The organism is Natrinema hispanicum (assembly GCF_004217335.1).
Lineage (GTDB): Archaea > Halobacteriota > Halobacteria > Halobacteriales > Natrialbaceae > Natrinema > Natrinema hispanicum.
Map to the genome: position 1 here is coordinate 397,174 of NZ_SHMP01000003.1, position 26,235 is coordinate 423,408.

26 protein-coding genes are annotated in these 26,235 nt (G+C 63.5%); 12 read left to right on the top strand and 14 right to left on the bottom strand.

The annotated features are described in order from the left end of the window. The first annotated feature begins 2 nt into the window (after positions 1–2). The 7 genes from BDK88_RS02725 to BDK88_RS02755 all read left to right on the top strand — a co-directional run bounded on the left by BDK88_RS02725 (position 3) and on the right by BDK88_RS02755 (position 7,223). Entirely contained in the window at positions 3–248 is a 246-nt protein-coding gene (locus BDK88_RS02725) for a hypothetical protein (protein WP_130499060.1), read from the top strand. Positions 249–270: 22 nt separating this feature from the next. Beyond that, positions 271–852, top strand: coding sequence for a V-type ATP synthase subunit E (locus BDK88_RS02730; RefSeq protein WP_130499061.1), 582 nt, complete (start codon positions 271–273; stop codon positions 850–852). Next, positions 849–1,916, top strand: coding sequence for a V-type ATP synthase subunit C (locus BDK88_RS02735; RefSeq protein WP_130499062.1), 1,068 nt, complete (start codon positions 849–851; stop codon positions 1,914–1,916). The genes BDK88_RS02730 and BDK88_RS02735 overlap by 4 nt, the downstream gene beginning before the upstream one ends. Further along, a complete protein-coding gene (locus BDK88_RS02740; RefSeq protein WP_130499063.1) occupies positions 1,913–2,245 on the top strand; it encodes a V-type ATP synthase subunit F in 333 nt (110 codons plus the stop codon). The genes BDK88_RS02735 and BDK88_RS02740 overlap by 4 nt, the downstream gene beginning before the upstream one ends. A gap of 3 nt (positions 2,246–2,248) precedes the next feature. Beyond that, positions 2,249–4,012 (top strand): ATP synthase subunit A, encoded by a 1,764-nt coding sequence (locus BDK88_RS02745; protein ID WP_130499064.1) that lies wholly within the window; start codon positions 2,249–2,251, stop codon positions 4,010–4,012. A gap of 2 nt (positions 4,013–4,014) precedes the next feature. Continuing rightward, positions 4,015–5,427 carry an ATP synthase subunit B gene (locus tag BDK88_RS02750; RefSeq protein ID WP_130499065.1) on the top strand — a complete coding sequence of 471 codons (1,413 nt, stop codon included), beginning with the start codon at positions 4,015–4,017 and terminating at the stop codon, positions 5,425–5,427. Between the two features lie 182 nt (positions 5,428–5,609). Next, positions 5,610–7,223, top strand: coding sequence for a long-chain-fatty-acid--CoA ligase (locus tag BDK88_RS02755; RefSeq protein ID WP_130499066.1), 1,614 nt, complete (start codon positions 5,610–5,612; stop codon positions 7,221–7,223). Between the two features lie 46 nt (positions 7,224–7,269). On the opposite strand, the gene BDK88_RS02760 is transcribed toward BDK88_RS02755, so the two are convergent. Further along, a complete protein-coding gene (locus tag BDK88_RS02760) occupies positions 7,270–7,476 on the bottom strand; it encodes a hypothetical protein (protein ID WP_130499067.1) in 207 nt (68 codons plus the stop codon). 63 nt (positions 7,477–7,539) lie between these two features. Between BDK88_RS02760 and BDK88_RS02765 the strand changes: the two genes are divergently transcribed. From BDK88_RS02765 to BDK88_RS02775, 3 genes are all read left to right on the top strand, one after another. Beyond that, positions 7,540–7,743, top strand: coding sequence for a zinc ribbon domain-containing protein (locus BDK88_RS02765; RefSeq protein WP_130499068.1), 204 nt, complete (start codon positions 7,540–7,542; stop codon positions 7,741–7,743). Between the two features lie 108 nt (positions 7,744–7,851). Beyond that, positions 7,852–8,604 carry a V-type ATP synthase subunit D gene (locus BDK88_RS02770; RefSeq protein WP_130499069.1) on the top strand — a complete coding sequence of 251 codons (753 nt, stop codon included), beginning with the start codon at positions 7,852–7,854 and terminating at the stop codon, positions 8,602–8,604. Positions 8,605–8,647: 43 nt separating this feature from the next. After that, positions 8,648–9,052 (top strand): DUF6276 family protein, encoded by a 405-nt coding sequence (locus BDK88_RS02775; RefSeq protein ID WP_130499070.1) that lies wholly within the window; start codon positions 8,648–8,650, stop codon positions 9,050–9,052. A gap of 1 nt (position 9,053) precedes the next feature. Here BDK88_RS02775 and BDK88_RS02780 read toward each other — a convergent pair whose 3' ends face one another. From BDK88_RS02780 to BDK88_RS02815, 8 genes are all read right to left on the bottom strand, one after another. Then, positions 9,054–9,452, bottom strand: coding sequence for a DUF5811 family protein (locus BDK88_RS02780; protein WP_092930545.1), 399 nt, complete (start codon positions 9,450–9,452; stop codon positions 9,054–9,056). A gap of 59 nt (positions 9,453–9,511) precedes the next feature. Continuing rightward, positions 9,512–9,991 (bottom strand): pyruvoyl-dependent arginine decarboxylase, encoded by a 480-nt coding sequence (locus BDK88_RS02785; protein ID WP_130499071.1) that lies wholly within the window; start codon positions 9,989–9,991, stop codon positions 9,512–9,514. 136 nt (positions 9,992–10,127) lie between these two features. Then, positions 10,128–11,360: a proteasome-activating nucleotidase Pan2 gene (pan2, locus tag BDK88_RS02790; protein WP_130499072.1), complete on the bottom strand. Its 1,233-nt coding sequence runs from the start codon at positions 11,358–11,360 to the stop codon at positions 10,128–10,130. Positions 11,361–11,483: 123 nt separating this feature from the next. Next, complete coding sequence (gene pepF, locus BDK88_RS02795) at positions 11,484–13,277, bottom strand: oligoendopeptidase F (RefSeq protein ID WP_130499073.1); 1,794 nt, start codon at positions 13,275–13,277, stop codon at positions 11,484–11,486. Between the two features lie 161 nt (positions 13,278–13,438). Continuing rightward, entirely contained in the window at positions 13,439–14,278 is an 840-nt protein-coding gene (gene truA, locus BDK88_RS02800) for a tRNA pseudouridine(38-40) synthase TruA (RefSeq protein ID WP_130499074.1), read from the bottom strand. A 134-nt stretch (positions 14,279–14,412) separates the two neighbouring features. After that, the gene (locus tag BDK88_RS02805; RefSeq protein ID WP_130499075.1) at positions 14,413–14,910 is read right to left on the bottom strand and encodes a hypothetical protein; all 498 of its coding nucleotides are present in this window, start codon (positions 14,908–14,910) and stop codon (positions 14,413–14,415) included. 57 nt (positions 14,911–14,967) lie between these two features. Continuing rightward, positions 14,968–15,711, bottom strand: a complete 744-nt coding sequence (locus tag BDK88_RS02810) for an SDR family oxidoreductase (RefSeq protein WP_130499076.1) — start codon at positions 15,709–15,711, stop codon at positions 14,968–14,970. An 82-nt stretch (positions 15,712–15,793) separates the two neighbouring features. Next, positions 15,794–17,326 carry a carboxypeptidase M32 gene (locus tag BDK88_RS02815; RefSeq protein WP_130499077.1) on the bottom strand — a complete coding sequence of 511 codons (1,533 nt, stop codon included), beginning with the start codon at positions 17,324–17,326 and terminating at the stop codon, positions 15,794–15,796. A gap of 165 nt (positions 17,327–17,491) precedes the next feature. Between BDK88_RS02815 and BDK88_RS02820 the strand changes: the two genes are divergently transcribed. Continuing rightward, entirely contained in the window at positions 17,492–17,860 is a 369-nt protein-coding gene (locus tag BDK88_RS02820) for a hypothetical protein (protein ID WP_130499078.1), read from the top strand. A 28-nt stretch (positions 17,861–17,888) separates the two neighbouring features. On the opposite strand, the gene BDK88_RS02825 is transcribed toward BDK88_RS02820, so the two are convergent. Further along, complete coding sequence (locus BDK88_RS02825) at positions 17,889–18,974, bottom strand: M20 family metallopeptidase (protein ID WP_130499079.1); 1,086 nt, start codon at positions 18,972–18,974, stop codon at positions 17,889–17,891. A 90-nt stretch (positions 18,975–19,064) separates the two neighbouring features. Continuing rightward, positions 19,065–20,708, bottom strand: a complete 1,644-nt coding sequence (locus BDK88_RS02830; protein WP_130499080.1) for a globin-coupled sensor protein — start codon at positions 20,706–20,708, stop codon at positions 19,065–19,067. 336 nt (positions 20,709–21,044) lie between these two features. Here BDK88_RS02830 and BDK88_RS02835 point away from each other — a divergent pair, with 336 nt between their 5' ends. After that, positions 21,045–22,919, top strand: coding sequence for a PINc/VapC family ATPase (locus BDK88_RS02835; protein ID WP_130499081.1), 1,875 nt, complete (start codon positions 21,045–21,047; stop codon positions 22,917–22,919). A gap of 292 nt (positions 22,920–23,211) precedes the next feature. On the opposite strand, the gene BDK88_RS02840 is transcribed toward BDK88_RS02835, so the two are convergent. From BDK88_RS02840 to BDK88_RS02850, 3 genes are all read right to left on the bottom strand, one after another. After that, a complete protein-coding gene (locus BDK88_RS02840; RefSeq protein WP_130499082.1) occupies positions 23,212–24,276 on the bottom strand; it encodes a Brp/Blh family beta-carotene 15,15'-dioxygenase in 1,065 nt (354 codons plus the stop codon). Next, complete coding sequence (locus tag BDK88_RS02845) at positions 24,266–25,048, bottom strand: lycopene cyclase domain-containing protein (RefSeq protein ID WP_130499083.1); 783 nt, start codon at positions 25,046–25,048, stop codon at positions 24,266–24,268. Before BDK88_RS02845 ends, BDK88_RS02840 begins: the two co-directional genes overlap by 11 nt. A gap of 166 nt (positions 25,049–25,214) precedes the next feature. Then, complete coding sequence (locus tag BDK88_RS02850) at positions 25,215–26,090, bottom strand: bacteriorhodopsin (protein ID WP_130499084.1); 876 nt, start codon at positions 26,088–26,090, stop codon at positions 25,215–25,217. Between the last annotated feature and the right edge of the window lie 145 nt (positions 26,091–26,235).

Here is a 26,235-nt window from a genome sequence, read left to right on the forward strand (position 1 = left end):
CAATGAGTGAACTTGACATCGCACTGCAGGCGGCACAGGCGGCCGGACCAACCCTCGAAAACTCTGGCGCAGCGGCAATCGCTGTCGGCCTCGCGGCGCTCGCGGCGGGCTACGCCGAGCGTGGTATCGGCGCGGCAGCAGTCGGCGCAATCGCTGAAGACGACGACATGTTCGTTCCAGGTCTGATCATGACCGTCCTCCCAGAGACGCTCGTGATCCTGGCCCTGGTCGTCGTCTTCATCGTCTAAAAGCAACCCCCCTTCTTCACCAATGAGTTTGGACACAGTCGTCAAAGACATTCGAGAAGAGGCCAACGCGCGTGCGGAGGACATCCGCGCTGAGGGCGAAACGCGCGCCGAGGAGATCGAATCGGCCGCTGAGACAGACGCCGAGGAAATCCTCGCCGACGCGGAAGCGGAAGTTGAGCGCGAGATCGATCAACTCCGCGAACAGCGTCTCTCCAGTGCGAAGCTGGAGGCGAAACAGAAGCGCCTGGAGGCGCGCCGTGACGTCCTCGGAGAGGTCAACGAGGCAGTCGAGGACGAACTCGCCGCCCTCGAAGGCGACACTCGCGAGGAACTGACCCGCGAACTGCTCGAGGCCGCAAGCGACGAGTTCGACGCGGACGACGACGTCAGCGTCTACGGTCGTAGCGACGACCAGGCGCTGCTCGAGTCGATCGTCGACGAGTACGACGGCTACGAGTACGCCGGTGACGTCGACTGTCTCGGCGGCGTCGTCGTCGAGAGCGAGCAGTCCCGTGTCCGAGTCAACAACACGTTCGACTCGGTTCTCGAGGACGTGTGGGAAGACAACCTTCAGGAGATCAGCAACCGACTCTTCGAGCAATGAGCGCAGGTGCCTCAAATCCGGAATACGTGAACGCTCGCGTCCGGTCACGCCGAGCCTCGCTGTTCTCGGACGAAGACTACCGCAAGCTGATCCGGATGGGGCCGAGCGAGATCGCGCGGTTCATGGAGGAGACCGAGTACGAACGCGAGATCAACGAGCTCGGAACGCGCTTTTCGGGCGTCGACCTGATCGAGTACGCGCTCAACCGCAATCTCGCAAAGCACTTCGAGGATATGATCGACTGGTCGCAGGGGAAACTCTACGACCTCATCGCTCGGTACCTCCGGAAGTTCGACGTCTGGAACCTGAAGACGATCTTCCGCGGGATCTACACCGACAGCGATCCCGAAGAGATCCGCACGGACCTCATCCGCGCCGGCGAACTCGACGACCGGACGATCGATCGCCTCCTCGAGACCGACACGATCGAGGACGCGATCGAAGTGCTCTACGGCACGATGTACTACGAGGCACTGACCGAGGCCTTCGAGGAATACGAGGAGACGGGCGCGCTCGTCCCCCTCGAGAACGCCTTAGACCGGGAGTTCTACGAGAACTTGCTCGAAGACCTCTCCCGCGGAGCGGGCGACGAGCCACAGGAAGGCCCAGTCGCGAACTATATCGAGTTCCTGCAAGCCGAGATCGACTTCCGGAACGCCCGGAACGCGTTTCGGCTTGCCCGCAGTGGTGCCGACCTCGACCCTGCGGCGTACTACATCGACGGTGGCGTCCTGTTCGACGAGTCCGATCTCAACCGGCTCGTCGGCGACTACGACGCGCTCGTCGATCACATCTCCGAGGACCGCCGCTACGGCGACCGCCTCTCGGAGGCGCTCGATCAGTTGCGCGATGCTGACAGCCTTATCCAGTTCGAGCACGCACTAGACGCTGCGTTACTCGAGTACTCGGATACGCTCTCGAGCATCTACCCGACCTCGGTTTCGGCCGTGTTGTCGTACATCCTCGCGAAAGAACGCGAGGTCGAGAACATCCGTGCCATCGCACGGGGCCGAGAGGTCGGACTCGACGAAAACGAGATCGAAGAGGAACTGGTGGTGCTATGAGCCAGGAAATCGCAGTCGTCGGCAGTCCGGAGTTTACGACCGGCTTCCGCCTCGCGGGGGTCAGTCGCTTCGAGAACGTGCCGGACGACGAGAAAGACGAACAGCTAGACGACGCCGCGACAGCGGCCCTCGAAGACGAGGGCGTCGGGATCGTCGTCATGCACGACGGCGACCTCGAGCACCTGTCGCGTAACGTTCGCCAGGAGGTCGAAACGAGCGTCGAGCCAGTCGTCGTCACGATCGGGAGCGGCACCGGTGGCGGCGGCCTGCGCGAGCAGATCAAACGCGCAATCGGTATCGACCTGATGGAAGAGGACGAAGACAGCTAAACTATGAGCCAGGCAGAAGACATCGAATCCGTCGACGAAGACGGTGTAATCGAAAGCGTGAGTGGTCCTGTCGTGACCGCTACGGACCTCGACGCCCGGATGAACGACGTCGTCTACGTCGGCGACGAAGGACTGATGGGCGAGGTCATCGAGATCGAAGGAAACCTGACCACGATTCAGGTCTACGAGGAAACCTCCGGCGTCGGCCCGGGCGAACCCGTCCAGAACACGGGCGAGCCCCTTTCCGTCGACCTCGGACCCGGCATGCTGGACTCCATCTATGACGGTGTCCAGCGCCCGCTTGACGTCTTAGAGGAGAAGATGGGGACGGCATTCCTCGACCGCGGGGTCGACGCCCCCGGGATCGACCTCGAGAAGAAGTGGGAGTTCAATCCTGAAGTCACGGAAGGTGACACGGTCGAACCCGGCGACGTCGTCGGGGTTGTCGAAGAGACCATCACCATCGACCACAAGGTCATGGTGCCGCCGGACTACGAGGGTGGCGAAGTCACGAACGTCGAGAGTGGCGAGTACACGGTCGAGGAGACCATCGTCGAACTCGACAACGGCGAAGAGATCCAGATGCACCAGGAGTGGCCGGTTCGTGAAGCCCGGCCCGCCGGTGAGAAGGAGACGCCGACCGAGCCCCTCGTGACCGGCCAGCGCATTCAGGACGGGCTGTTCCCACTCGCGAAGGGTGGGACGGCGGCGATTCCCGGTCCGTTCGGTTCCGGGAAGACCGTCACCCAGCAGCAACTCGCCAAGTGGTCCGACGCGGACATCGTCGTCTACATCGGCTGTGGCGAGCGTGGCAACGAGATGACCGAGGTCATCGAGGACTTCCCGGAACTGCCTGACCCGCAGACCGGAAACCCGCTGATGGCACGGACCTGCCTCATCGCCAACACGTCGAACATGCCCGTCGCAGCCCGTGAGTCCTGTATCTACACCGGGATCACGATCGCGGAGTACTACCGCGACATGGGCTACGACGTCGCACTGATGGCCGACTCCACCTCGCGGTGGGCAGAGGCCATGCGGGAGATATCGAGCCGACTCGAGGAGATGCCCGGCGAAGAGGGCTACCCCGCATATCTTGCGGCTGCACTCTCCGAGTTCTACGAGCGCGCCGGCAAGTTCCAGCTGATGAACGGCGGCGAAGGCTCGATTTCGGTCGTCGGTGCGGTCTCGCCGCCCGGCGGCGACTTCTCCGAGCCAGTCACGCAGAACACCCTGCGTATCGTCAAGACGTTCTGGGCGCTGGACGCCGACCTCGCAGAGCGTCGGCACTTCCCGGCAATTAACTGGAACGAGTCCTACTCGCTGTACAAAGACCAGCTCGACCCGTGGTGGGAATCGAACGTCGAAAGCGACTGGCCCGAGGTTCGCCAGTGGGCCGTCGACGTGTTAGACGAGGAGGACGAACTCCAAGAGATCGTCCAGCTCGTCGGCAAGGACGCGCTGCCGGAAGACCAGCAGCTGACCCTCGAGGTCGCACGCTACCTGCGTGAGGCATGGCTCCAGCAGAACGCGCTCCACGACGTTGACACCTACTGCGAACCCGAGAAGACCTACCGGATGCTCCAGGCGATCAACACGTTCAGCGACGAGGCCTTCGAGGCACTCGAGGCTGGCGTCCCAGTCGAGGAGATCCAGGATGTCGACGCTGCGCCGCGGCTCAACCGGATGGGCACGGCCGAAGAGTGGAACGAGTTCATCGACGAGATCGAGAACGACCTCCAAGAACAACTCCGCGCACTGTACTAACAATGAAAGAGTACCAGACAATCACGGAAATCAGCGGTCCGCTGGTGTTCGCCGAGGTCGACGAGCCGGTCGGGTACGACGAAATCGTCGAAATCGAGACCCCACAGGGCGACACCCTTCGCGGACAGGTACTGGAATCGAGCGAGGGTATCGTCTCGATCCAGGTGTTCGAAGGCACGGGCGGGATCGACCGCAACGCCTCCGTTCGCTTCCTGGGCGAGACAATGAAGATGCCCGTCACCGAGGATCTGCTCGGGCGGGTGCTCGACGGCTCCGGGAACCCGATCGACGGCGGCCCGGAGATCGTCCCCGACAAGCGACAGGACATCGTCGGCGAAGCGATCAACCCCTTCTCTCGGGAGTACCCAGAGGAGTTCATCCAGACCGGTGTGTCGGCCATCGACGGCATGAACACGCTGGTTCGGGGTCAGAAGCTGCCGATCTTCTCCGCATCGGGGCTGCCCCACAACGAACTCGCACTGCAGATCGCTCGTCAGGCGACGGTGCCTGAAGAAGAAGAAGGCGACGGCGAAGGCTCCGAGTTCGCTGTCGTCTTCGGTGCGATGGGGATCACCGCCGAAGAGGCAAACGAGTTCATGGACGACTTCGAGCGCACGGGCGCACTCGAGCGCTCCGTCGTCTTCATGAACCTCGCGGACGACCCTGCAGTCGAGCGACAGGTCACGCCGCGACTCGCGCTCACCACGGCCGAGTACCTGGCCTTCGAGGAGGACTACCACGTGCTGGTCATCCTGACGGACATGACCAACTACTGTGAGGCACTGCGTGAGATCGGTGCCGCACGTGAGGAGGTTCCGGGTCGACGTGGCTACCCCGGGTACATGTACACCGACCTGGCACAGCTCTACGAGCGTGCCGGTCGAATCGAGGGCAAGGAAGGCTCGGTTACGCAGATCCCGATCCTGACGATGCCCGGCGACGACGACACCCACCCGATCCCGGACCTGACTGGCTACATTACCGAAGGCCAGATCATGATGGACCGAGACCTGAACAGCCAGGGTATCGAGCCGCCGGTCAACGTCCTGCCAAGCCTCTCGCGGCTGATGGACGACGGGATCGGTGAGGGCCTCACGCGTGAGGACCACGGCGACGTCTCCGACCAGATGTACGCCGCCTACGCAGAGGGTGAGGACCTGCGCGACCTCGTGAACATTGTTGGTCGCGAAGCCCTCTCCGAGCGGGACAACAAGTTCCTCGACTTCGCCGACCGTTTCGAGGAAGAGTTCGTCCAGCAGGGGTACGACACCAACCGCTCGATCGCCGAAACGCTCGAGCTCGGCTGGGATCTGCTCTCGGACCTGCCGAAGACGGAACTCAACCGGATCGACGAGGAACTCATCGAAGAGCACTACCGCGAAGACGAGACGGCCGAAGCCGTACAGGCCGACTGAGCCGTCGCTCGCTTCGTTCATCGCTTCGATCCTTTCTTTCAGGTGTCGTCACCGCGGCGCGTCGTGGCTCGCGAGATCACCAGTAGTGACCGACGTCTCACCGAGCGGCAGTCGCGGCGATTGGTATCAGATGTCTGTCTAATCGAAACTATCGTATATACTGCCGCCAATCTGTGGTATGTATGCACAAACCATTGCTCGTGCCGGAGTTCTTAGACCGAGCGCGAACGCACTACGGCGACGACGAGGCAGTCGTCGCCACCACGGGGGAACGGTTTACGTACAACGAACTCGGCGAGCGCGCCGATCGATTCTCCGCAGCGCTCCAAGACCGAGGCATCGAGAAAGGCGACCGCGTCGCGGTGTTGGACCCGAACACCCACTATCACCTCGAGGCGGCCTACGGAATCATGCAACTCGGTGCGATCCATACACCGCTGAACTATCGGTTGACGCCGGACGACTTCGCGTACATCCTATCTGACGCGGGTGTCGACGCGATCTACGCCGACTACGACTACGCCGAGAAGATCGAGGCGATCCGTGACGACGTGCCGACGGAGACGTTCATCACGAACGATACCGACGCAGTCGACGGTGACTGGGAAGCGTTTGATACGGTACTCGAGGAGGCGGGCACCGACTACGACCGCCCCGAGATGGCCGAAGACGAGATCATCACGATCAACTACACCTCGGGGACGACGGGCGATCCGAAAGGCGTCTGTCGCACGCATCGCTGTGAGACGATTCACGCCTATCTGACGGTCGGCCACCAAAACCTGAGCGACGACGACGTCTATCTGTGGACGCTGCCGATGTTCCACGCGAACGGCTGGGGGCACATCTTCGCGGTGACGGGCATCGGCGCGAAACACGTCTGTACGCGCGGGATCGACGCCGGGGAGATCTTCGAGACCGTCCGCTCGGAAAATATCTCCTACATGTGTGGCGCGCCGACGGTGCTGAATATGCTCATCGACTACTACGAGGAAAACGAGCCCGAGACGACCGGCGACGCCGATGTCCGACTCGCGACTGCCGGCAGCGCGCCGCCGGAGGCGACCATCCGAACGGTCGAAGACGAGTTCGGCTGGTACCTGAAACACGTCTACGGCGCGACCGAGACCGGCCCGCTGATCACCTCCTCCGACGCTCGCCGGCACTTCTCCGACGACAGTGACGACCGGTTCCGGATCAAGAAACGGCAAGGCCTGGCCTATCTCGGCACCGAGATCCGAGTCGTCGACGAAGACGGCAACGACGTCCCACGCGACGACGAGACACTCGGCGAGGTCGTCGTCCGCGGCAACCAGATCATGGAAAAATACTGGGGCAAGCCCGAGGCGACCGAGGAGGCCTTCAGCGACCGGATCGAGGGATACTACCACATGGGCGATCTCGCCACCATCGACGAGAACGGGATGATCTCGATTCAGGACCGCAAGAAAGACATCATCATCTCGGGTGGCGAGAACATCTCGAGTATCGAACTCGAGGATACGCTGTTCGACCACCCCGAGGTGGCTGACGTGGCGGTGATCCCGGCACCCAGCGATGAGTGGGGCGAGACGCCGAAGGCGTTCGTCGTGCCCGCAAGCGGCGATCCGACCGAGCCGGGCGTGACCGAGGCGGAACTCGAGGAGTTCACCCGCGAGAACCTCGCGGGCTACAAGACCGTCCACCGGGTCGAGTTCGTCAAGCAACTGCCGACGACGGCGACGGGCAAGGTCCAGAAGTACGAACTCCGGCAGGAAGAGTGGGAAGACGAAGACCGAATGGTTGGACAGGGATAATGCGGCTGTCGTGGCTTAGTCTCGTCTCCTCAGAGTGACCGTCAGCTCAAAACGACCGATACTCGTCTCGTTCATCGTCATCGTCGGCTGTCCTGTCGGTCGACGACTGCTGGCCGCCGCGGTCCTTCGCGATCCGTTCTGCCTCCGTGCGATCGACGACAGTCGGGTTCGATGTCTCCTGGTCGATCAGTACCCAGAGAAGGAACGGAACGACGAGCGCCATCACGACGACGAGGACAAGAGCGACTGACATAGCTTGGGAGTGCTCATCGGTCCGAGCACAAAGACTTTATGTTATTGACAGAAATCCGAATCTATGAGAGACGACGAGCGCGGCTGTCCGAAATGTGGCCACACGGAGACGGAAATCGACGAGATCTCGACGACCGGGAGCGGGTTATCGAAGCTGCTCGACGTCCAGAATCGGCGGTTTCACGTCGTGAGTTGTACGAGCTGTGGCTACTCGGAGCTTTACAAGGGACAGTCATCGGGCGACATGGTCGATCTGTTTCTCGGGTAGCTACCCCCAATCGGGCCACTTCGACCCCATCGATTTCCCGTACACGGGCGCGAGCACGCGCGGAAACTGTAAACAGTTATCCGACTGGGACTGCTATCCCCCCACAAGATGGCCAACGATGTCAAGCCCACCCGCAAGAACTTGATGGCGATCGAGGATCGCATCGAGCTCTCCGAGCGGGGACACGGCACGCTCGAGAAGAAACGCGACGGGCTCATCATGGAGTTCATGGACATTCTGGACAAAGCCCAGGACGTCCGCGGCGACCTCGCCGACGACTACGAGGAGGCCCAGCAGAAGATCAACATGGCTCGCGCGATGGAGGGTGACGTCGCGGTCCGCGGTGCCGCGGCGGCGCTGCAGGAAAACCCCGAGATCACGACCGAGTCCAAGAACATCATGGGCGTCGTGGTCCCGCAGATCGAGTCCTCGCGCGTCTCGAAGAGCCTAGACCAGCGTGGCTACGGGATCATGGGCACGTCCGCCCGCATCGACGAGGCCGCAGAAGCCTACGAGGACCTCTTAGAGAGCATCATCCTCGCCGCCGAGGTCGAGACGGCGATGAAGAAGATGCTCCGTGAGATCGAGACGACCAAGCGGCGCGTCAACGCCCTCGAGTTCAAGCTCCTTCCGGAGCTCTACGAGAACCAGGAGTACATCGAGCAGAAACTCGAAGAGCAAGAACGCGAGGAAACGTTCCGCCTGAAGAAGATCAAGGAGAAAAAGGAGCAAGAAGAGAAGGAGGCCCGCGAGGAAGAAGCCGAAGAAGAAGAAGCCGAGGAAGTCGACGAGGAGACGGAAGAAGATCTCGAGGACATCCAGCCGGATACCGCGGCACAATCCCCGACAGCCAACCAGTAAAGCACGCTGAGTGTCACGATCGGCACCCACAAATTCGATTCCGATGGCCTGTTCCAACTGCGGTACGGCCACGATTTCGGTTACCGTTCCGGACGACTATCGACAGAACGCGCCGTCGGAGGCCAGCGTCGTTACGTTTTGTCCACACTGTCTGACCCTCGAGCCAGCGTCGGCTGAAGCGTCAACAGCGAAAAGCGATCCCGAGTTCGCACGCGTCAGCGATGCGTTTCCGACACAACCCGAGCGTGCGATTCCGCTTGTACTCGCACTCGGGCTGTGTTCGTCACTCGCGACGAACCGCACCGCAATCGAACTCTTACTCAGAGAAGTCGAACGAGCCGGCACGGATCCGTTGCTGGTACTTGACCGACTGATCGCCGATCCATCGGTCGAGCCAGCGATCGATCTCGAGCGCCGACGCCACCAGCTCGAGCAACTGCTCTACTAGGTTACTTTCCGGTCGGGCGGACGCTATCGTTGACGGCCTGTTTCACCTGCAGAGCGGCACTAGCTGCCAGCCCGCGGGCGACTTCGTCGCGTTCGTCGGCGGTGATAACCTCCTCGGCAGCAACGGCGTCCTCGAGGTCGGGCGTGAAGCCGGCGCTGACGGCGTGACCGACCGGCGGCCGAACGGCGACAGTGACCTGTGGGCCGGTCATCCCGCTCGAGACGTCGGCATCGACGACGTATTCGTTCGGCAGGAACTCGCGCGTGCGCGAAGCGATCCGCGAGACGTCGCGGTGAAGCAGTCGTTTCTGCGCACTCGAGAGGTCCGGAACGTCCGCCGCGGCACGCTGCCCAGCCCCAGTTTCGCCCGGTAGCCCTGCATACGGCGTATTTCCGTTCATGAGAAGTGTGTACCCGTAGCAACGAACTGCCGGCTGAAAAGGGTTCGCCTTCGAGCAGTCTACAGGATCGGGTCGCTTTCGCCGTACACTGCGAGGACGACAGCGGTCGTATATCGGCCCGAATCGGCCTGGTGGCTCTCGACGGCGACGCGTGGCTCGGTAAACTCCCAGTCGCGAAGCTTTTGTCCCGCAGCGAGCCCTTCGCGGACCCGGCGTTCGACGTCCTCGCGGTCCATCTCGCCGGACGTCTCGTAGAACAGGCCGGGGCCGTCGTCGACGGACTGTGACCACGCGAGCGCGGCGCTTGCGCGACCGGGGCCGGCGGTTGTCGCCCGCGCCTCGACGACGGTCAGGCGCTCGCCGGCTGGGCCGAGGTCGGGGGCGGTACCGACGGCCTCGACGTACGTCTCGGCGGGGATCACCGACGAGACCGAGACGAGGTTGTAGTTCTCGACGCCGGCATCGGCGAGTGCGGCGTCGTAGGACGACATCGCCGTGGGGCCCGACGCGGTCCCCCAGACGACTCGAATCGTGCTCATATCCGAACTGGGGGCCGAGCGGCGTAAGGCGTTGCGATCCGAGCGGCGCTGCCATGTGGCGGTGAGCCAGGCTGGTGTCTGGTGCGGTCGCGTGCCTCCGAACACGGACACAAAAAAGCGGTGAGGTGTAACAGCGCTACTGGTAGAAATACCCCGCCGAGGAAACCACGTCGCTCGAGTCGTCTTTTTCGATCTTCTCTAAGGCGTCGACGAAGTCGTCGTGGGTGACCTCGTCGCGGTCGTTACGGATGGCGAACATACCGGCTTCGGTCGCGAGACTTTCGATGTCGGCCCCGGAGTAACCGTCGGTGTCGGCGGCCAATTCGGCGAAGTCGACGTCGTCGGCGACGTTCATGTCGCGGGTGTGGATCTCGAGGATCTGCTCGCGCCCGGATTCGTCGGGTTCGGGCACTTCGATGAGGCGGTCGAACCGGCCGGGGCGGAGGATGGCCCGATCGAGCATGTCGAAGCGGTTAGTGGCGGCGATGATTCTGATTTCGCCGCGGGCCTCGAAGCCGTCCATCTCACTGAGGAGTTGCATCATCGTCCGCTGGACCTCGGCGTCGCCAGAGGTCTTGGACTCGGTGCGTCGTGTCGCGATCGCGTCGATCTCGTCGATGAAGATGATGGCGGGTTCGCGTTCGCGAGCCATCTCGAAGAGGTCGCGAACGAGTCGCGAACCCTCGCCGATGAACTTGCGGACGAGTTCCGAGCCGGCCATCTTGATGAAGGTGGCGTCGGTCTCGTGTGCGACGGCTTTCGCGAGCATCGTCTTCCCGGTGCCCGGCGGGCCATACAGGAGGACGCCACTTGGCGGATCGATGCCGACCTCGTCGAACAGTTCGGGTTCGGACAGCGGCTGCTCGACTGCCTCGCGGACCTCGCGGACCTGCTCGTCGATGCCGCCGATGTCGTCGTAGGTGACATCGGGCTTTTCGGTGATCTCCATCGACTGAGCGCGCGCGTCGGTCTCGGCGTTCAGGATGGTCTGGATCGCAAAGGAGTCGTTGACTGCAACGCGGTCGCCGGCCTCGACGCGGTCGACCATCCGCGAGGAAACGTCGGTGAGCACCTCCTGGTTGTTGCCGTGTTGTTTGACGATGACCTGCTCGTCGTCGAGGACGTCTTCGACGGTAGCGATGTACAGCGACGAGCTCTTGAGCATCTCGTTTTCGCGTTCGATCCGATCGACTTTCCCCTGCAAGCGCTCGCGGCGGTCCTCGGCGTCGTCGAGCTGCTCTGAAAGCTGCTCGTTGACATCAACGAGGTCCTCGTAGTGCCCGCGAAGCGCCTCGAGCCGCTCGTCGTCGGGAAGATCGGAGTCGATATCGCGGTGAGGTCGGTCGGGAATAGACGGGCTTCGAGACATCCTGATACACGCCGATAAGATGTGGACGGTAAATGTGCCTTTGGGTCGCGGAGGGGGGTCACATACCTGTCGCCCCTATCGACCCGGCGAGTGCAAGCGCTCAGTTAGTTCAGACCGGCTGGCTCAGTCGAGCAGCGACTCGAATTCGTCGAGGCGCTCACCGTAGGTCTCGAGCGCGCGGTCGATGGGGTCCGAACTGCTCATGTCGACGCCAGCGATCCGCAGCAGCTCGAGGGGGTACTCACGAGAGCCCCGCCGGAGGAACTCGAGGTAGTCCTCGGCGGCGGGCTGGCCGCGTTCCAAGACGTCGTCGACGATCGCGAGCGCGGCGGAGATACCGGTCGCGTACTGGTAGACGTAGAAGGCCCGGTAGAAATGCGGGATACGCATCCACTCGCGGGCGATCCGGTCGTCGATGACGGCGGGCTCGTAGTAGTCGTCTTTGAGTCCGCGGTAGAGGTCGTCCAGCCGATCGGCAGTGAGCGGTTCGCCGTCTTCCTCGAGGCGGTGGGTTTCGTGTTCGAACTCCGCGAACAGCGTCTGGCGATACAGCGTCGAGCGCACGCGCTCGAGGAACTCGTTTAAGACGTGTTTGCGGAACTCGGGATCGTCGACGGTCTCGAGCAAGTGGTTGGTCAGCAGGGCCTCGTTGACCGTGCTGGCGACCTCGGCGACGAAGATCTCGTAGCTCGAGTAGACGTAGGGCTGTTCCTCTTTGGTGAGTTCGGAGTGCATCGAGTGGCCGAGTTCGTGGGCCAGCGTGTACATCGAGGCGATGTCCTGCTGGTAGTTCAGCAGGATAAACGGCTGGGTGTCGTAGGTACCGCCAGAGTACGCGCCGGACTGTTTGCCCTCGTTCTCGTAGACGTCGACCCACCGGGAGTCGAGCCCCTCGGCGACGCGGGACTGGTACTCCTCGCCAAGCGGCGCGAGCGCGTCGACGACGTACTCGCTGGCTTGGTCGTACTCGAGGTCGGAGCCTTCGTCGCCGGTCAGCGGCATATAGAGGTCCCACATCCGTAGTTCGTCGACGTCGAGTGCCTGGCGTTTGAGTTCGGCGTGGTGGTGGAGCTTGTCGATGTTGTCGTGGACAGTGTCGACGAGCGTGTCGTAGACGTCGACGGGGACGTTCGGGCCGTCGAGGGCGGCTTCGCGTGCCGTGTCGTAGTTGCGCGCCTGTGCCGTCTTGACGTCTGCTTTGACGCTGTTTTTGTAGCTGGCTGCGACCGTGTTCCGGACCGACTCCCACTCGTCGAAGTAGTTCTCGTAGACGCGCTTGCGGAACTCGCGGTCGGGCCGCTTGAGCAGGTTCGTGAAGTTGCTCTGCGTGATTTCGACGCCCTCACCCTCGGGGTCCTCGACGGTCGGGAACGCCATATCGGCGTTCGAGAGCATGGTGTATACTTCGCCCGTCGCGCCGGTCACTTCGCTTAAATCGGCCAGCAGCGCCTCGACTTCGGCCGAGCGCGTGTGGGGTTTCATCCGGAGCACGTCATCGATGTAGTGGTCGTAGGTCTCGAGGTCGGATTCGGCCTCGACCATCTCATCGAACTCCTCGCGAGTCAGCTCCTGAATTTCGGGGTCGATAAAGGAGGCTGCAGACTGGGCATCGGCCGCAAGCGACTGTGCGCGGGCGGTCAACGCCTGATAGTGCTGGTCAGTCGTGTCCTCGTCACGGCGCATGCGGGCGTAGGCCGCGACGGTCGATACCTCGCGCATGATCTCGTCGCGTAACCCGAGGACTTCGAGGAGGGTCTCGGCGTCGTCGGTCGTCTGTCCCTCGTAGGCGTCGAGATCCGCGACGCGCTCGGCGACAGCCTCGTAGGCGGCCTCCCAGTCGTCGTCGGTCGCGTAGATGCTCTCGAGGTCCCAGGTATAGTCCTCGTCGACCTCGGAGCGGTCGGGAACGGAACTCATAGCCTCGATTTCGGAGCCCCGGCGGTAAAGCGTGTCGGACCCTTTCACGGTGTGTCTCAGTGATGGGTCCGTGAGGAGAGCACAGAAGTCGTGACTGCGCTCGAGCGAGGGAGCGAAAGACGACGATGGGTCGGCGTCTGACGCGGTCAATCTGCCCGACGCTACCGCATCCCGTCGGCGATCTGGCCGGCGACTCGCGCACCCGTTCGTCGCTCGATGCGACGCCGATCGAACACGGCGCGGGCGCTCTCGGCAGCATCCTCGTCGATCTCGAACGTGAGGTCGGGATAGACCACGTCGGTCAGGACGAGCGGCTCCGGCGGTGCCGGCGCGATTCCCTCGGGACCAGGCAGCGGTTCAGGCTCGAGGACGCGCTCGAGTTTCGCAAGCGGAGACTCGCCGGTCCCGATCTCACAGGCCAGTGAGACGAGTCGCCTGACGAGTTCTCGAGCGAACCCGCCTGCGCTGGCAGTGATGACGAGATAGTCGCCGTCCCGGGCTGCCTCGAGCGTCAGGGTGCGTTCGGTGTTGTGGTCGTCCGGCGTCAGATTCGCCACGTCGTGCGTACCGGATAGCACCTCACAGGCGGTCAGAAAGCGCTCGTCGTCGATCGGAGCTGGCTGAGAATCGACCAGGGTGTCAGATGGCGCGTACAGCTGGTAGGTATATTTCCGGCGGCGCGCGTGATGGGTCGCGTGAAAGTCAGCCGGCGCATCGGCGCTTGCCCATGCGCGTACGTCGGCCGGTAGTTCGGCGTTCAACGCCCGCGGCGTCAGCCAGTCGGGGGCCTCGAGCGCGATTGTCTGGGCGAGCGCGGAGACACCCGCATCTGTGCGGCCGGCGGCAGCATAGCCGTCGGGTTTGGTAGCGTCGGGCTCGAGGACCCCCAGTGCCCGGAGCGCGTCGAAAATCGTGTCCTCGACGGTCGGAACGTCGGGCTGGCGCTGGTAGCCGTAGTAGTCCGTCCCGTCGTAGGCGATCCGAAACGCGCGACGTCCCATTGCTCGAGTCGATCCAGCGGGGCCAACGGGTTATATTGTTCGCTGTGGCGGCGGGTAGACCAAGCAATGCGGAGAGCGCGTGAACATTAGCGCGCCGATCTCGAGACCGATCTGGGGATAGCCTCGGTCAACCGTTACAGTTCGTCGTCGATGTCGTCTCCATCAGGGTCTGCATCGTCGATCTCGATCTCGGTCTCGCCGACATCGAATTCGTCGGTCTCGAGTGGCGAGCCGTCGGCAGTGATAGCCCCGTCTTGAATCTCGATGGTGACGCCGTCGTCGTCGGACGACATCCCCAGCAGTTGGCTGGTCGCCGACTCGACTTCCTGATTGACCGACCAGGCGAACCGCAGCACCGACTCGAGTTCGGTGCCGACACCACGGACGCCGCGCTGGTCTGTGAGCGTTCCCACGCTCTGTGCGCCCTCCGGGTGGAGGTACTGAATTGGATGCTCTGTCGGGACCTCACGCAGGTCGATGTCGAACGACCAGAGGTATGGCAGGAACTGGAGGGCGTAGCCCTGCGGTTTCGGTGCTCGACGGCCAGCGGCGGTCAGCGCAACGGTTTTCGCCGTCGATTTCCCGTCAGTGTCGACGTATATGCCTGGGATGCCTGGAATGGAAAATCGCATACTCGAGGGAGAGAGCCACGGACGGGTGAGTCCACACCCGGCACACCCACCCTCGTTTTATTCGAAGGTGTCGGCGAACTTGTCCCGCCGGTAGAGGTCGAGTTCGGTCACGCTCGAGCCCGCTCGACTCGCGGCAAAGCGGATCGCCTCGGCGATTTCCTCGGGTTCGGTCACCTCGCCCTCGTCGAAGCGCTCAGCGAATGGGTCGCCGTCGGCTGCCCCGAACTCCGAGCGGACTTCGGAGGGATTGACGATCGTGACGCCGACGCCGTCGTCACCGACCTGGGCCGCGACGCTCTTGGCGAAGCCGCGGACCCACCACTTCGACGCGGCGTAAACAGGGTTGAACGGCCGTGGGTACTGGCCGGCGAAACTGCCGACGAAGATGAGATGTCCACTACCCTCGCGGACGTGGGGAATCGCCGCCCGCGTCGCGTAGAAGACGCCGTCGACGTTGGTCTCCTGCATCGTCTCGTACTCCTCGGTGGTCAGCGACTCGACGTCGCTCCCGCGGGCCAGTCCCGCGTTATTGACCAGCACGTCTAGCCCGCCAAAGCGGTCGACGGTCGCCTCAATGAGCGCGTCGACATCGTCCTCCTCGCGGACGTCCGTCGGGACGACTAGCGTCTCGACGCCGTGTTCGGCCTCGAGGTCGTCGGCAACTGCTTCCAGCCGCTCCTCGCTTCGTGCCGCGAGGACGACGTTGGCACCTGCTGCAGCGAGTTCTCGACAGGTCGCCGCGCCGATCCCGGAACTCGCACCTGTGACAATCACCGTGTCCTGCTCGAGTGGCTCGGACATGGTGTCATGAATCGGCCGACACCGACCTAAAGACGGGGGTCTCGGAAGCCCGACTCCAACGGAGCACCCGGCTCGTCGGCGCTTAATAGTCCTCGAGCTCGTACAGGTCGCCGTACTTCGACTCGACGTACTCGAGGAAGTAATCGGCGGTCAACTCCTCGCCGGTGGCCCGTTCGATCAGCTCGGGTGTGATGAAGTGTTTGCCGTGCTGGTGGATGTGCTCGCGGAGCCAGCCGTTGAGATCGTCGAACTCGCCCTCGCGAATTTCCTCGTCGAACGGCCCGCGGTCGTCCTCGGCGGCGGCGTACAGCTGTGCCGCGAGGACAGAGCCTAGCGAGTACGTCGGGAAGTAGCCGAAGTCGCCGTGAGACCAGTGGATGTCCTGCAGACAGCCCTCCGTGTCCGTCTCGGGACGGACGCCCAGATACTCCTCGTACTTGTCGTTCCAGACCTGCGGGACCTCCGAAACCTCGAGGTCGCCCCGGATCAGGTCACGCTCGATCTCGAAGCGGATCACGATGTGGAGGTGGTAGGTGAGTTCGTCCGCCTCGACGCGAATGAGGTTGTCGTCGTACACCTGATTGGCGGCCTCGTAGGCCTCCTCGGGCGTGACGTCCTCGAGGCTCGGGAACCGCTCGCGGGCGACCGGCAGGAAGTGTTCCCAGAAGGGCCGAGAGCGGCCGACGTGGTTCTCCCAGAGGCGGGATTGGGATTCGTGGACCGACAGGTCTCGAGCTTCGCCAAGCGGTGTGCCATACCCTTCGTCAGGAAGCCCGAGCGTGTAGTTTGCGTGGCCGAACTCGTGGATCGTCGAGGTGATCGACCCTAGCAGATCTTCCTCGTCAAAGCGGGTCGTCACGCGGGCGTCAAACTGCGTCCCCGAGGAGAACGGATGTGGCGCGGTATCGAGCCGTCCTCGGTCCCAGTCGTAGCCAAGCGAACCCAGCACGTCGCGGGCGAGCGCTTCCTGATCGTCGTCGTCGAACTCGCCCGCGAAGGCGTCCGTGGCGAGGTCGGCATCGCTGTCCTGGATCGCGTCGATCAGCGACACGAGTTCCTCGCGCAGGCGCTCTAAGACCCGTTCGGCAGTCTCGAGGTCGATATATGGCTCGTAGTCCGCAAAGAGCACGGCGTAGGGATCGGCGTCGGGGTCGATGTGGGCGGCGTACTCGCGTTTGAGCTCGACCAGCTTCTCGAGCGTCGGTGCGAACTCCTCGAAATCGTCCGCTTCGCGAGCCTGCTTCCACGTGGGATGAGCGTTCGACGCCGTCGCGGAAATCTCTTCGACGAGTTCTTGGGGAACGCTCGTCTCGCGGTCGTACTGGCGTCGGATCTCGCGGACAACCGCGGCCTGTTCGTCTCCGAGGGCGGTGTCCTCGAGGGCATCGAGTAACTGCCCCGTCTCGTCGGCGGTCAGGAGTTCGTGACTGAGCGAGGACAGCGTCGAGAGTTGTTGGGCGCGCGCTGGCGTTCCCTCGTCGGGCATCACGACCTCCTGATCCCACCGCAGGATGCCGGCGGCGTTGCCAACGTTCGAGATCCGCCGGACTCGGTTTTCGAACTGCTCGTACGCGTCACCTTCGCTCGCGTCGCTTCCGGCCTGATCGGTCGCCATAGCCGTCCCATTCGGTCGGATACAGTATCAACGTCGTGGTTCCGGGTGTCGCTCGAGGGACTCACGGACAGTCGCAGCCGAGAGGTCGTCTCTCGGTGGGAGTCCGTGAGAGCGGGCAGAACGTGCAAGCAACGGTCTGTTCCGCCGAGATACGTAGCTACCAGTATGGCAATCGCATCACCAGTCGCATCAGTCATCGTCTTCCTCGTGAGTCTGCTGATCGGTGCACTCGGTATCTACGCTGGCGCACGCGTCATCGTCGGACGGACAAGCTACGATCACGCCATCGTCACTGCGCTGATCGGCGCGATCGTCTGGGCGATCGTCGGCTTTCTGGTCGGCTGGATTCCGCTCGTCGGCCCGCTGATCGTCTTACTCGCCTACGTCGCGGTCATCAACTGGCGGTATCCCGGTGACTGGACCGCCGCGGCGATGATCGGCCTCGTCGCCTGGGTGACCGTCCTGATCGTCCTCTACGTGCTCGCGGTCGTCGGCATCACGAGTTTCGGTGCGGTCGGCGTTCCGGGGCTCTGACCGACCGAGAGCAGTGCCGTCGCCTGTGTTATCGCGATGGCGGCCACGTCTCCGCGGCCCGCCGGTAGGTCTCGCGACACCGCTCGAGAACAGCGATCGAGACGCTTTCGTCGTCGGTGTGGGCCTCGCCGGGCTCGGACGGGCCGTAGATCACACACTCCGTGCCGGCGTCTGAGAGCCAGCCCGCGTCGGTCGCGTGGGGCTTCGTCACGTGTTCGGGGTCGGCCGTCTGTGACGCCGTTGCGGCCTCGAGCACCGCGTCAGCAAAGGCCGCGTCCTCACACTGCATCGGCGGCCAGTCCTGATCGACGGTCCACTCGATGCCCTCGCGGTCCGCGACGCGCTCGAGAGGGGCGCGCTCGCCGGGTACCGTCCGCTCGTCGACGGTAAACGCACACTGTGCAGGGACGACGTTCCACGCGGACCCGCCTTCGATTTCGGTGACAGTGAGACTGCCCACAAGCGTCTCGCCCGCGACGTCGACCGACGGGGGCTCGAGGTTGCGAACGTGGTCGATCGCGTCCGTCGCGCGGTAGATGGCGTTCTCGCCGGCGTCGGCCTCGCTGGCGTGGGCCGCGGTTCCGTGTGCGGTGAGCGTACTTCCGCGTCGTCCCTTGTGTGCGATGGCAACATCGGTGACGTCCGGCCCCGAGTAGTTCGTCGAGCCCTCGCCGACGATGGCGTACTCCGGCGCGAACCCCTGCTCGATCGAATGCCGTGCGCCGACGCCGCCGACTTCCTCGCCGACGAAACTCGCGAACACGAGTTCACCGGCAGGGGAAGCATCACGGAACGCAAGCAAGGCGGCCGCGAGCGAACCTTTCATATCCGCGGTTCCACGACCGTAGAGGCGGCCGTCGCGTTCCTCGACGGTGTACTCGTCGCCAGTCTCGGCGACCTGCGAATCGGCCGGCTCGACGACGTCGTGGTGGCCAACGAGTGCGAGCGTCTCGTCGCCACTGCCTTTCCGCGCGATCACGTTCCCGGCTTCGTCTCGTCGCACGTCGGCGTCGGTCTCCTGGCGTAGCCATGACTCGAGGAACTCACCGGCAGCAGTCTCGTCGCCGTGGCTTGGAATCGAAACGAGTTCGCGCGTCAACTCGACGAGAGTCATGCGGAGACCATCGCTGGCTGTCGTGTTCAGTACACCGGAACCGAGTGGCGGCTGCTGTCTCGCGGGTGAAAACGGTGAACCCGTTCGTTGTCAGTCCACTTGGTCGTAGACTGGCGGTTCCTGGTCTTGTTCCTCGTCGGTGAGCCGCGCGACCGAGTCGCGTACCTCGCGGAGACTGGCCGTCTGTTCTTGGCTCGCCGCAGCGACCGATTCCGCCGCACTCGCGACCTTGTCGGCCGACTGTGACAGGTCTGCAAGCGTCTCGGCCGTTGCTTCGACGCCACGGGCCTGCTGGTCGGCGGCCGCTGTCACGTCTTCCATTCCCGTTGCCGTCTGCTGTGCCGACTCGTGAATCGCTTCGAGCGAGGTGACGGTCTCCCTAACCCGATCGGTGCCGGCGTCGACGCGAGCAACCGTCTCCTCGGTCGTCGCGACCGTCGCGCTGGCGTCCTCGCGGACGGCTTCGACGGCACTTTCGATCTCCGCGAGGTCCGATTTCGTCTGCTCGGCGAACGAGCGCACTTCGTTGGCGATCACACCCATCGTGTCGCCGTCACCACCACCCCCACGGGAGGACTCGATCTTCGCGTTCGCTGCCAGCACCGTCGTTCGCTCGGCGAGATCGTCGAGCCGGTCGACGACTTCGTCGATCTCTTGGGTCCGCTCTGCAAGCGAGTCGACGGCGTCTGCGACGCGGTCGGTCGCGTTCTCGATCGCCTCGAGTTCGTCCAAGGCGTCGTCGGCCGCTTCGACACCTTCGGCAGCGAGTTGCTCGGTTCGGGCGCTTTCGTCGCTGACTTCGTCGGCGACGCTCGCGACTTCTTCGACCGCGGCACTCACTTCGTCGAGTTCGCGTGCCGCTCGCGTGACGCCGGTAGCCTGCGACTCGGTGTGTTGACTGATCGCCTCGGCGCGCTTCGAGACCACCTCACTCGACTCGTGGAGTTCGGATAGCGGGGCCTGCACGTCGGTTTCGACCTCGTTGGCGAGGCGCTTCCGACGGTCGATCGACTCCTCGAGTCGCTTGGCGTAGGAGTCGACGTAGGTTTCGGTCGCGATCTGCATATCGAGGTTGATGATCCGGAGCAGCGAGAGGATGTCCATCATGCCGTCGTCGATAGCATCCCTGACAGCCGCCTCGAACGACTCCTCGAGGCTGTCGTCGACCTCCTCGTCGCCGCCGAATCCCAGTGCGCCGACGACTCTGCCGAGACCCCCCTCGCCGCTGTCGGCGTCGCGTTCAGCGGCCCACGTTTCGATCGCATCGACGACCTGATCTTGGACCCGCTCGTTCATCCGCGAGAGCAGCAGATTGTAGTAGACGCCGTACTGCCCCACGTAGTGTTTCAGGGGCATATCGAGCAGTTCGTGGAGTTTGCCGATCCGGGTCCGGTTCTCGAAATACGACAGGTCGTAGTCTCCCGTCGCCAGCGAGACCAGATACGCCTGCTGGGTCTGTTTGAGCCCCTCGACACCCTTCGGCGACCGGTTGATGACCTTCCGCGTGCCCTCGTACTGCAGGATGTTCTCGTAGAAGTCGTCGGAAATCTCCTGGCGATTGTCCCGTAACAGCGGCTCGAGGTCCGAGAGCCGCTGTTCATCGATTTCATCGAATCCGATGAAGTGCTTTCGCCATTCGACTTCGTCTTCGTCAAGCCCGATCCGATCGACGAGTTCGTCGACGTCAAGAAAACCGTTGAGACCCCCCTTACCAAACGTCTGCTCCGGTTGCATACGAAACTGCTAGTGAGTGGGTCAGTTAAGGTTCCATTGATGTTCCCGCTGAATAAGAAGACATACCATGACAATTGAAACGATGTTCATACCGATCGAATGGTCTGGGGATCGGGTGTGCAGTGTGTTTCATACGACCGGATAAAACGGTCCATCCCTCGATCGCACCCACGACGCTGTCGCCGACGGCGACAGCCGTCGAGACGCGATCGAGTATTCACTGACTGTTGTCCGGTCGTATCAGTATCTCAATAGCCCCCACGTTACGGCCGGCTCATCGCATCCGCCTCGTACCGCCTGTGAAACCCTTATAGGCGTACGTGAACCAGTTTACGTATGAACGTCGTGCCGGATACGAGCGTGGTCATCGATGGCCGCGTTTCGGCGACAATCGAAGACGGGCAGTTCGAGGGAGCGACGATCTGTGTCCCCGAAGCAGTCGTCGCGGAACTCGAGGCGCAGGCCAACGACGGACTCGACAGCGGCTGGGACGGCTTAGAGGAGCTCCAGCGGCTGGCAGAGTTGGCCGACGAGGGCGTCGTCGACCTCGAGTACGTCGGCGAGCGGCCAAGCGCGATCGAACGAGGCCACGCCTCCGAAGGCGAAATCGACGCCCTGATCCGCGATCTCGCGGAGGAACTCGATGCGACGTTCGTCACCAGCGACGTCGTCCAGGCGGAGGTCGCACAGGCGAAAGGACTCGATGTCGAACACGTCTCCCCCGAGGTTCGGCGGGTCGGCACGCTGGCCGTCGAGGAATACTTCGACGACGAGACGATGAGCGTCCATCTGAAAACGGACGCCATCCCGCGGGCCAAACGAGGCGAACTCGGCGCGATGCACTACGAGGAGATCGCCGACGAGCCACTCGACGAGGCGACGATGGACGAGTACGCCCGCGAAGTCATCGACGGTGCCAAAGAGGCCCACGACGGCTTCATCGAGCTGTCAGAGCCGGGCATGAAGATCGTCCAGTTCCGGGATTACCGGATCGCGATCGGCCGCCCGCCGTTTTCCGACGGCATCGAGATCACCGCCGTCCGGCCGATCGCCCAGACGGACATCGACGACTACGAGCACGCCGACGAACTCAAAGAACGGCTGCTCGAGCGCCAGCGCGGCGTCCTGATCTCGGGTGCGCCCGGGGCCGGGAAGTCGACGTTCGCGCAGGCGGTCGCCCGCTACATTTCCGATCACGACTACTCGGTCAAGACGATGGAGAAACCACGGGACCTGCAGGTCGGCCCAGACATCACCCAATACACCGAACTGGGCGGGGAAATGGCCAAAACGGCCGACGCCCTGCTGATGGTCCGGCCGGACTACACCATCTACGACGAGGTCCGCAAGACCGACGACTTCGAGGTCTTCGCCGACATGCGGCTTGCGGGCGTGGGCATGATCGGTGTCGTCCACGCGACCCGCCCGATCGACTCGCTGCAGCGGCTCGTCGGCCGCGTCGAACTCGGGATGATTCCCCAGGTCGCCGACACGGTCGTCTACATCGAAGCCGGGAAAGTCGAGACGGTCTACGACGTCAGGACGACGGTCAAAGTGCCCGCCGGACTCACCGAGGAGGACCTCGCCCGGCCGGTCATCCAGGTCACGAACTTCCAGACCGGCGAGCCCGAATACGAGATCTACACCTTCAACCGCCAGGTCGTCACCGTCCCGCTGAAAGACGAGGAAGGCGGCCCCGGCAGCGAGTCCGGCGTTGACCGCATCGCCAAACAGGAGATCGAACGCGAGATCCGCTCGATCGCCCGCGGCTACGTCGACGTCCACCTCAAAAGCCAGGACAGAGCCGTCGTCTACGTCGAAGAAGACGATATCTCGAGTGTCATTGGCAAAGGCGGCGGCCGGATCACCGACATCGAAAACCGGCTGGGGATCGACATCGACGTTCGCACCCACGACGAGAATCCCCACTACGGTGCCGGCGGTGGTGGTGGTGGCGCGAGTGCAAACAACGCCGGTGGCGGGTCACAGGCCGGCCAGATGGTCCAACCCGAGATCACCTCCCGGCACATCGTTATCCCCGTCGACGGCAACCACGGCGAAACCGTCGAAGTCCAGGCCGCCGGCGACTACCTCTTTACGGCGACGGTGAGCCGCGGGGGCGAAATTCAGGTGTCGCGCGGAAGTGCGATCGCCGAGGAACTCGAGCGGGCGATCGACCGGAAAGACCCGGTCACGGTCGTCCCCTCGTAAGCGGTCGAACCGCGAGGGAGCGACGCGAACGAGCGGCTCTTTTGATGTCGTCGCGAGTGTATCGAGCGACGGGCCAGCGAGAGCTTTGCTCTCGCAGGGCAGATTTTTGCGCGAGCGGTAAGCGAACGAAGTGAGCGCACCCGAGCGGAAAAAGGTGCGCGCGTGGGAGTGCGATCGCGGAGGAACTCGAGCGGGCGATCGACCGGAAAGCGCCGATCACGGTCGTTCCGTCGTAGAGGGAGTCAGCGAGCAAACGGCTTTTTGTTTTCTTCGTGAGTGTGCCCAGACCGTCCTACGGCGACCAGAGCCGCTGTTCTCGATCGAGCAACGTGACGATGACCACGTGTGGGAGCGTCAGGACGGCGATCGTCACCAGATAGAGCGCGAGGACATCGGGGACGGTCGCAGGCGTGCGCGGGACTGAGAGCCCGATCCCGACGAGGACGAGCAGGCCGCCCGCGGTCAGTGGCGCTGCATCGCGGACGAAACGACGAGACGCGGCACCGAGTGCCCCGCGTTCGAGCGCTGCGCCGGCGGCGGGGTCGACGAGCATCGTTCTGAGGATATGCCGGAGAGAGTGCCAGAAACAGAAGTAGAGCCCGATCGCGAGAATCGGCGGGACGATCGCGAAGTAGGCGACGAGCCCGATCGTCTCCGCGGTGTCGATGATCCACGGGCCGCGATCGCCGCCACTCGTCCTGGCGAAGCCGAGACCCGTCGCGAGCACGATGAGGGAACCGAAGCCGATCGCGACGGCCGCCCGAACCGGCTGGGAGAACGCTGGCTCGAGCGCGGCCGCTGCGTCGGGGTCGAACAGTCCGACGAGCGTCTCGGCGACGAAGGCGTACTGGGTCGGGAACGCGACCAACGGGACGAGCATCGGAAGCCCGCCCCGGACGACGAGGGCGAGAAGGCGACTGGCCCGCGTCTCGAGATGGTCGGCGCGGACGAGCGCGAGCAGGGAGTAGACATCGCCCTGCCCCCAGTGGACGAGCGTGATGAGAATAAAGAGGACGAACGCGACGACGGGGGCGAGAAACCAGACGGCGGCGTACGCGGAGCCGACCAGCAGGTAGAGGCCGCCGACGAACGCGAGCGACCGCGAGGTGACGGGATCCCCTCGAGCCCGCGGTAACACGAGGTGGTCGACGGCTCCGTGAGGAAGCCCGAGGACGACGACGCTGAGCGCCAGCGGAACGTACTGGTATGCAAGCGGCGGCGAGCCCACGAAAATCGTGATCGAGACGACAGCGACGATGAGCAGTAGCCCGACGCCGAGGCTCAGGCGGGCCGCCAGCCGACGGGCTGTGGCATCTGTGTGGGAAGTAATACCACTCTGGGTTGTGTCACCGCTCATCGGAGCGTGCGGCGAGTCGGGTCGCCACCCTGGTGAGAGACGGGAGTTCGTGGACGCGCTCGAGCAGCCACACGTACATGACGAGTCCCTGCACGAGGAAGAGATTGGTCACGAGAAAGAACAGTGCCTCCTCGACTGGGAGTCCTAGGGGTGCGAAGCCGATCGTGTGGGCGTCCGAGATGACCCAGATGCCGAGTTCGATCGCGACGCGATCGACGATCCAGAGATAGATCGTTGGGACAGCGATCGCGGCCACCAGCGGTCGACGGACGGCCCAGAGGTACGTGAGACCGAACCCCCACTGGATGGCGAGGATCGGCCCAGCCCAGAGCAACAGCCATCCGAGATAGTACGTCGAGATGTTGGCGGTCAACAACAAGCCGACACCAGCGATCGACAGGCCGCCCCCGACGCCGATCAGCCGGTGTGTGAGGGGGATCGCTAGCGATCGATCGGCGGTTGCCGGCAACTGGAACAACCAGAACGCGGTCAGCATCGGCTGAAGGATGAAGAAGGTATACTCCTCGATCGGCGTGTGCCAGATCGTTGCGATAACCGCACCATCGCCGTACCACCAGACACCCTCGGGGATCAGGTGATTCGTCAACGGTGTCGTGTAGACGACGGCGAGGCCAATCATGATGGCGAGTCCGAAGAGCGGCCGCACGCCCCACCAGGCCCGATCGCGTCGGCGCGCGAGCCAGCCCAGAACCAAAAGCGGCGGGAGGATGAACGTCAGGTGAACGCCGAAGTACGTGAGTGGAACGGTCATGAGCGTGGCAGCGTGTCTCGCCGATTCTTTGCAGAGAGCGGGCTCCGTGGTCGGGCTAGGGTCGGTGCCGACAAAGCCCTAAATCCGAACTGGTTAGGCCAGATCGGGGCTCGAGACGGCGCGCCGGTGCCGACATGGAACCCGAACCGACCGAAGACCGGGACAATCAGTCGTCCGACACCCTGGACCCGGGGAGGGTAGCACCGTAGTCCGAGCCGCCGGTGATCGACTCCGGTTCGTCGACGATATAGGACAGAGCGAGGAACGTCACGACGTACTTCGTGATGATGTCGAGGATGCTGTAGCCCCACGAGGTGATCGCGACGTCCAAGATCGCGATCCCTTCGACGCCGAGTGCCCAGAGGATCGGATAGCCGAACCAGCCGACGACGGTGAGGAGTTTGAGCGTCCGGAACAGGTCCGACGTCCCCGTCCGTTCGGCTTCGGCGGTCCAGTCGACGAGGATGACGTACACGATCACGAGGAAGAAGGTCGACGATAGCACAAACCACCACCAGCGCAGCACCAGCGAGGACGTCGTTAGGGCGGCCGCCAGGCCGGTGACACACATCGCGATCGTAAACGCACAGGTCGTGAGGATCTTCGTCCAGTTCGACCCGGCGATCAGCCCAAGCGCGATCAGAATGAACGGTGTAGAAAAGGTCCACGTGAGGTACCGACCCCACATCACCAGCACGCCGCTCTCGCCGGCCGTCGTCGCACCCGCAGCCGGGTGGCCCGCTGGCATCTCGATGACGCTCAGTGTCAGCCCCGACGTAAGGCCGGTATAACTCGAGATCGAGACGACCGAGATCAGTAACAGCGCGGTCGCGATTGTCTTCGAGCGCGGATCGGTAAGCGACCGTCCGAGATAGACGATTCCGAGGATCGTGAGTCCGGCGAGGGCGATGTTGACGACGAACGACAGCGCGAGCAGGGTGTTGCCGCCACCGAAGACGTACTCGAACAGTTCCGCGTCTGTCGGGCCGGTTTGGAGCGCGCGTGCCCCTACGGCGGGCGCGGACGCGATAAGTGACTGCATGCGCACACGTTACTGCACCATCATTACCCATAAACAGGTGTCCGTCCCGATGCGGAACATCATCGGTGCTGAGCGGTCAGCGTGCGGTGGCGACCAGCGCTGCGGTCTCATCGAGAGCCAAGCAGTACGTAGCGTCGCACTCGGC

Bases quoted from the DNA above. Each gene is read 5' to 3' on its own strand.
- BDK88_RS02725 (WP_130499060.1), top strand. From the start codon at position 3: ATGAGTGAACTTGACATCGCACTGCAGGCGGCACAGGCGGCCGGACCA.
- BDK88_RS02730 (WP_130499061.1), top strand. From the start codon at position 271: ATGAGTTTGGACACAGTCGTCAAAGACATTCGAGAAGAGGCCAACGCG.
- BDK88_RS02735 (WP_130499062.1), top strand. From the start codon at position 849: ATGAGCGCAGGTGCCTCAAATCCGGAATACGTGAACGCTCGCGTCCGG.
- BDK88_RS02740 (WP_130499063.1), top strand. From the start codon at position 1,913: ATGAGCCAGGAAATCGCAGTCGTCGGCAGTCCGGAGTTTACGACCGGC.
- BDK88_RS02745 (WP_130499064.1), top strand. From the start codon at position 2,249: ATGAGCCAGGCAGAAGACATCGAATCCGTCGACGAAGACGGTGTAATC.
- BDK88_RS02750 (WP_130499065.1), top strand. From the start codon at position 4,015: ATGAAAGAGTACCAGACAATCACGGAAATCAGCGGTCCGCTGGTGTTC.
- BDK88_RS02755 (WP_130499066.1), top strand. From the start codon at position 5,610: ATGCACAAACCATTGCTCGTGCCGGAGTTCTTAGACCGAGCGCGAACG.
- BDK88_RS02760 (WP_130499067.1), bottom strand. From the start codon at position 7,476: ATGTCAGTCGCTCTTGTCCTCGTCGTCGTGATGGCGCTCGTCGTTCCG.
- BDK88_RS02765 (WP_130499068.1), top strand. From the start codon at position 7,540: ATGAGAGACGACGAGCGCGGCTGTCCGAAATGTGGCCACACGGAGACG.
- BDK88_RS02770 (WP_130499069.1), top strand. From the start codon at position 7,852: ATGGCCAACGATGTCAAGCCCACCCGCAAGAACTTGATGGCGATCGAG.
- BDK88_RS02775 (WP_130499070.1), top strand. From the start codon at position 8,648: ATGGCCTGTTCCAACTGCGGTACGGCCACGATTTCGGTTACCGTTCCG.
- BDK88_RS02780 (WP_092930545.1), bottom strand. From the start codon at position 9,452: ATGAACGGAAATACGCCGTATGCAGGGCTACCGGGCGAAACTGGGGCT.
- BDK88_RS02785 (WP_130499071.1), bottom strand. From the start codon at position 9,991: ATGAGCACGATTCGAGTCGTCTGGGGGACCGCGTCGGGCCCCACGGCG.
- pan2 (WP_130499072.1), bottom strand. From the start codon at position 11,360: ATGTCTCGAAGCCCGTCTATTCCCGACCGACCTCACCGCGATATCGAC.
- pepF (WP_130499073.1), bottom strand. From the start codon at position 13,277: ATGAGTTCCGTTCCCGACCGCTCCGAGGTCGACGAGGACTATACCTGG.
- truA (WP_130499074.1), bottom strand. From the start codon at position 14,278: ATGGGACGTCGCGCGTTTCGGATCGCCTACGACGGGACGGACTACTAC.
- BDK88_RS02805 (WP_130499075.1), bottom strand. From the start codon at position 14,910: ATGCGATTTTCCATTCCAGGCATCCCAGGCATATACGTCGACACTGAC.
- BDK88_RS02810 (WP_130499076.1), bottom strand. From the start codon at position 15,711: ATGTCCGAGCCACTCGAGCAGGACACGGTGATTGTCACAGGTGCGAGT.
- BDK88_RS02815 (WP_130499077.1), bottom strand. From the start codon at position 17,326: ATGGCGACCGATCAGGCCGGAAGCGACGCGAGCGAAGGTGACGCGTAC.
- BDK88_RS02820 (WP_130499078.1), top strand. From the start codon at position 17,492: ATGGCAATCGCATCACCAGTCGCATCAGTCATCGTCTTCCTCGTGAGT.
- BDK88_RS02825 (WP_130499079.1), bottom strand. From the start codon at position 18,974: ATGACTCTCGTCGAGTTGACGCGCGAACTCGTTTCGATTCCAAGCCAC.
- BDK88_RS02830 (WP_130499080.1), bottom strand. From the start codon at position 20,708: ATGCAACCGGAGCAGACGTTTGGTAAGGGGGGTCTCAACGGTTTTCTT.
- BDK88_RS02835 (WP_130499081.1), top strand. From the start codon at position 21,045: ATGAACGTCGTGCCGGATACGAGCGTGGTCATCGATGGCCGCGTTTCG.
- BDK88_RS02840 (WP_130499082.1), bottom strand. From the start codon at position 24,276: ATGAGCGGTGACACAACCCAGAGTGGTATTACTTCCCACACAGATGCC.
- BDK88_RS02845 (WP_130499083.1), bottom strand. From the start codon at position 25,048: ATGACCGTTCCACTCACGTACTTCGGCGTTCACCTGACGTTCATCCTC.
- BDK88_RS02850 (WP_130499084.1), bottom strand. From the start codon at position 26,090: ATGCAGTCACTTATCGCGTCCGCGCCCGCCGTAGGGGCACGCGCGCTC.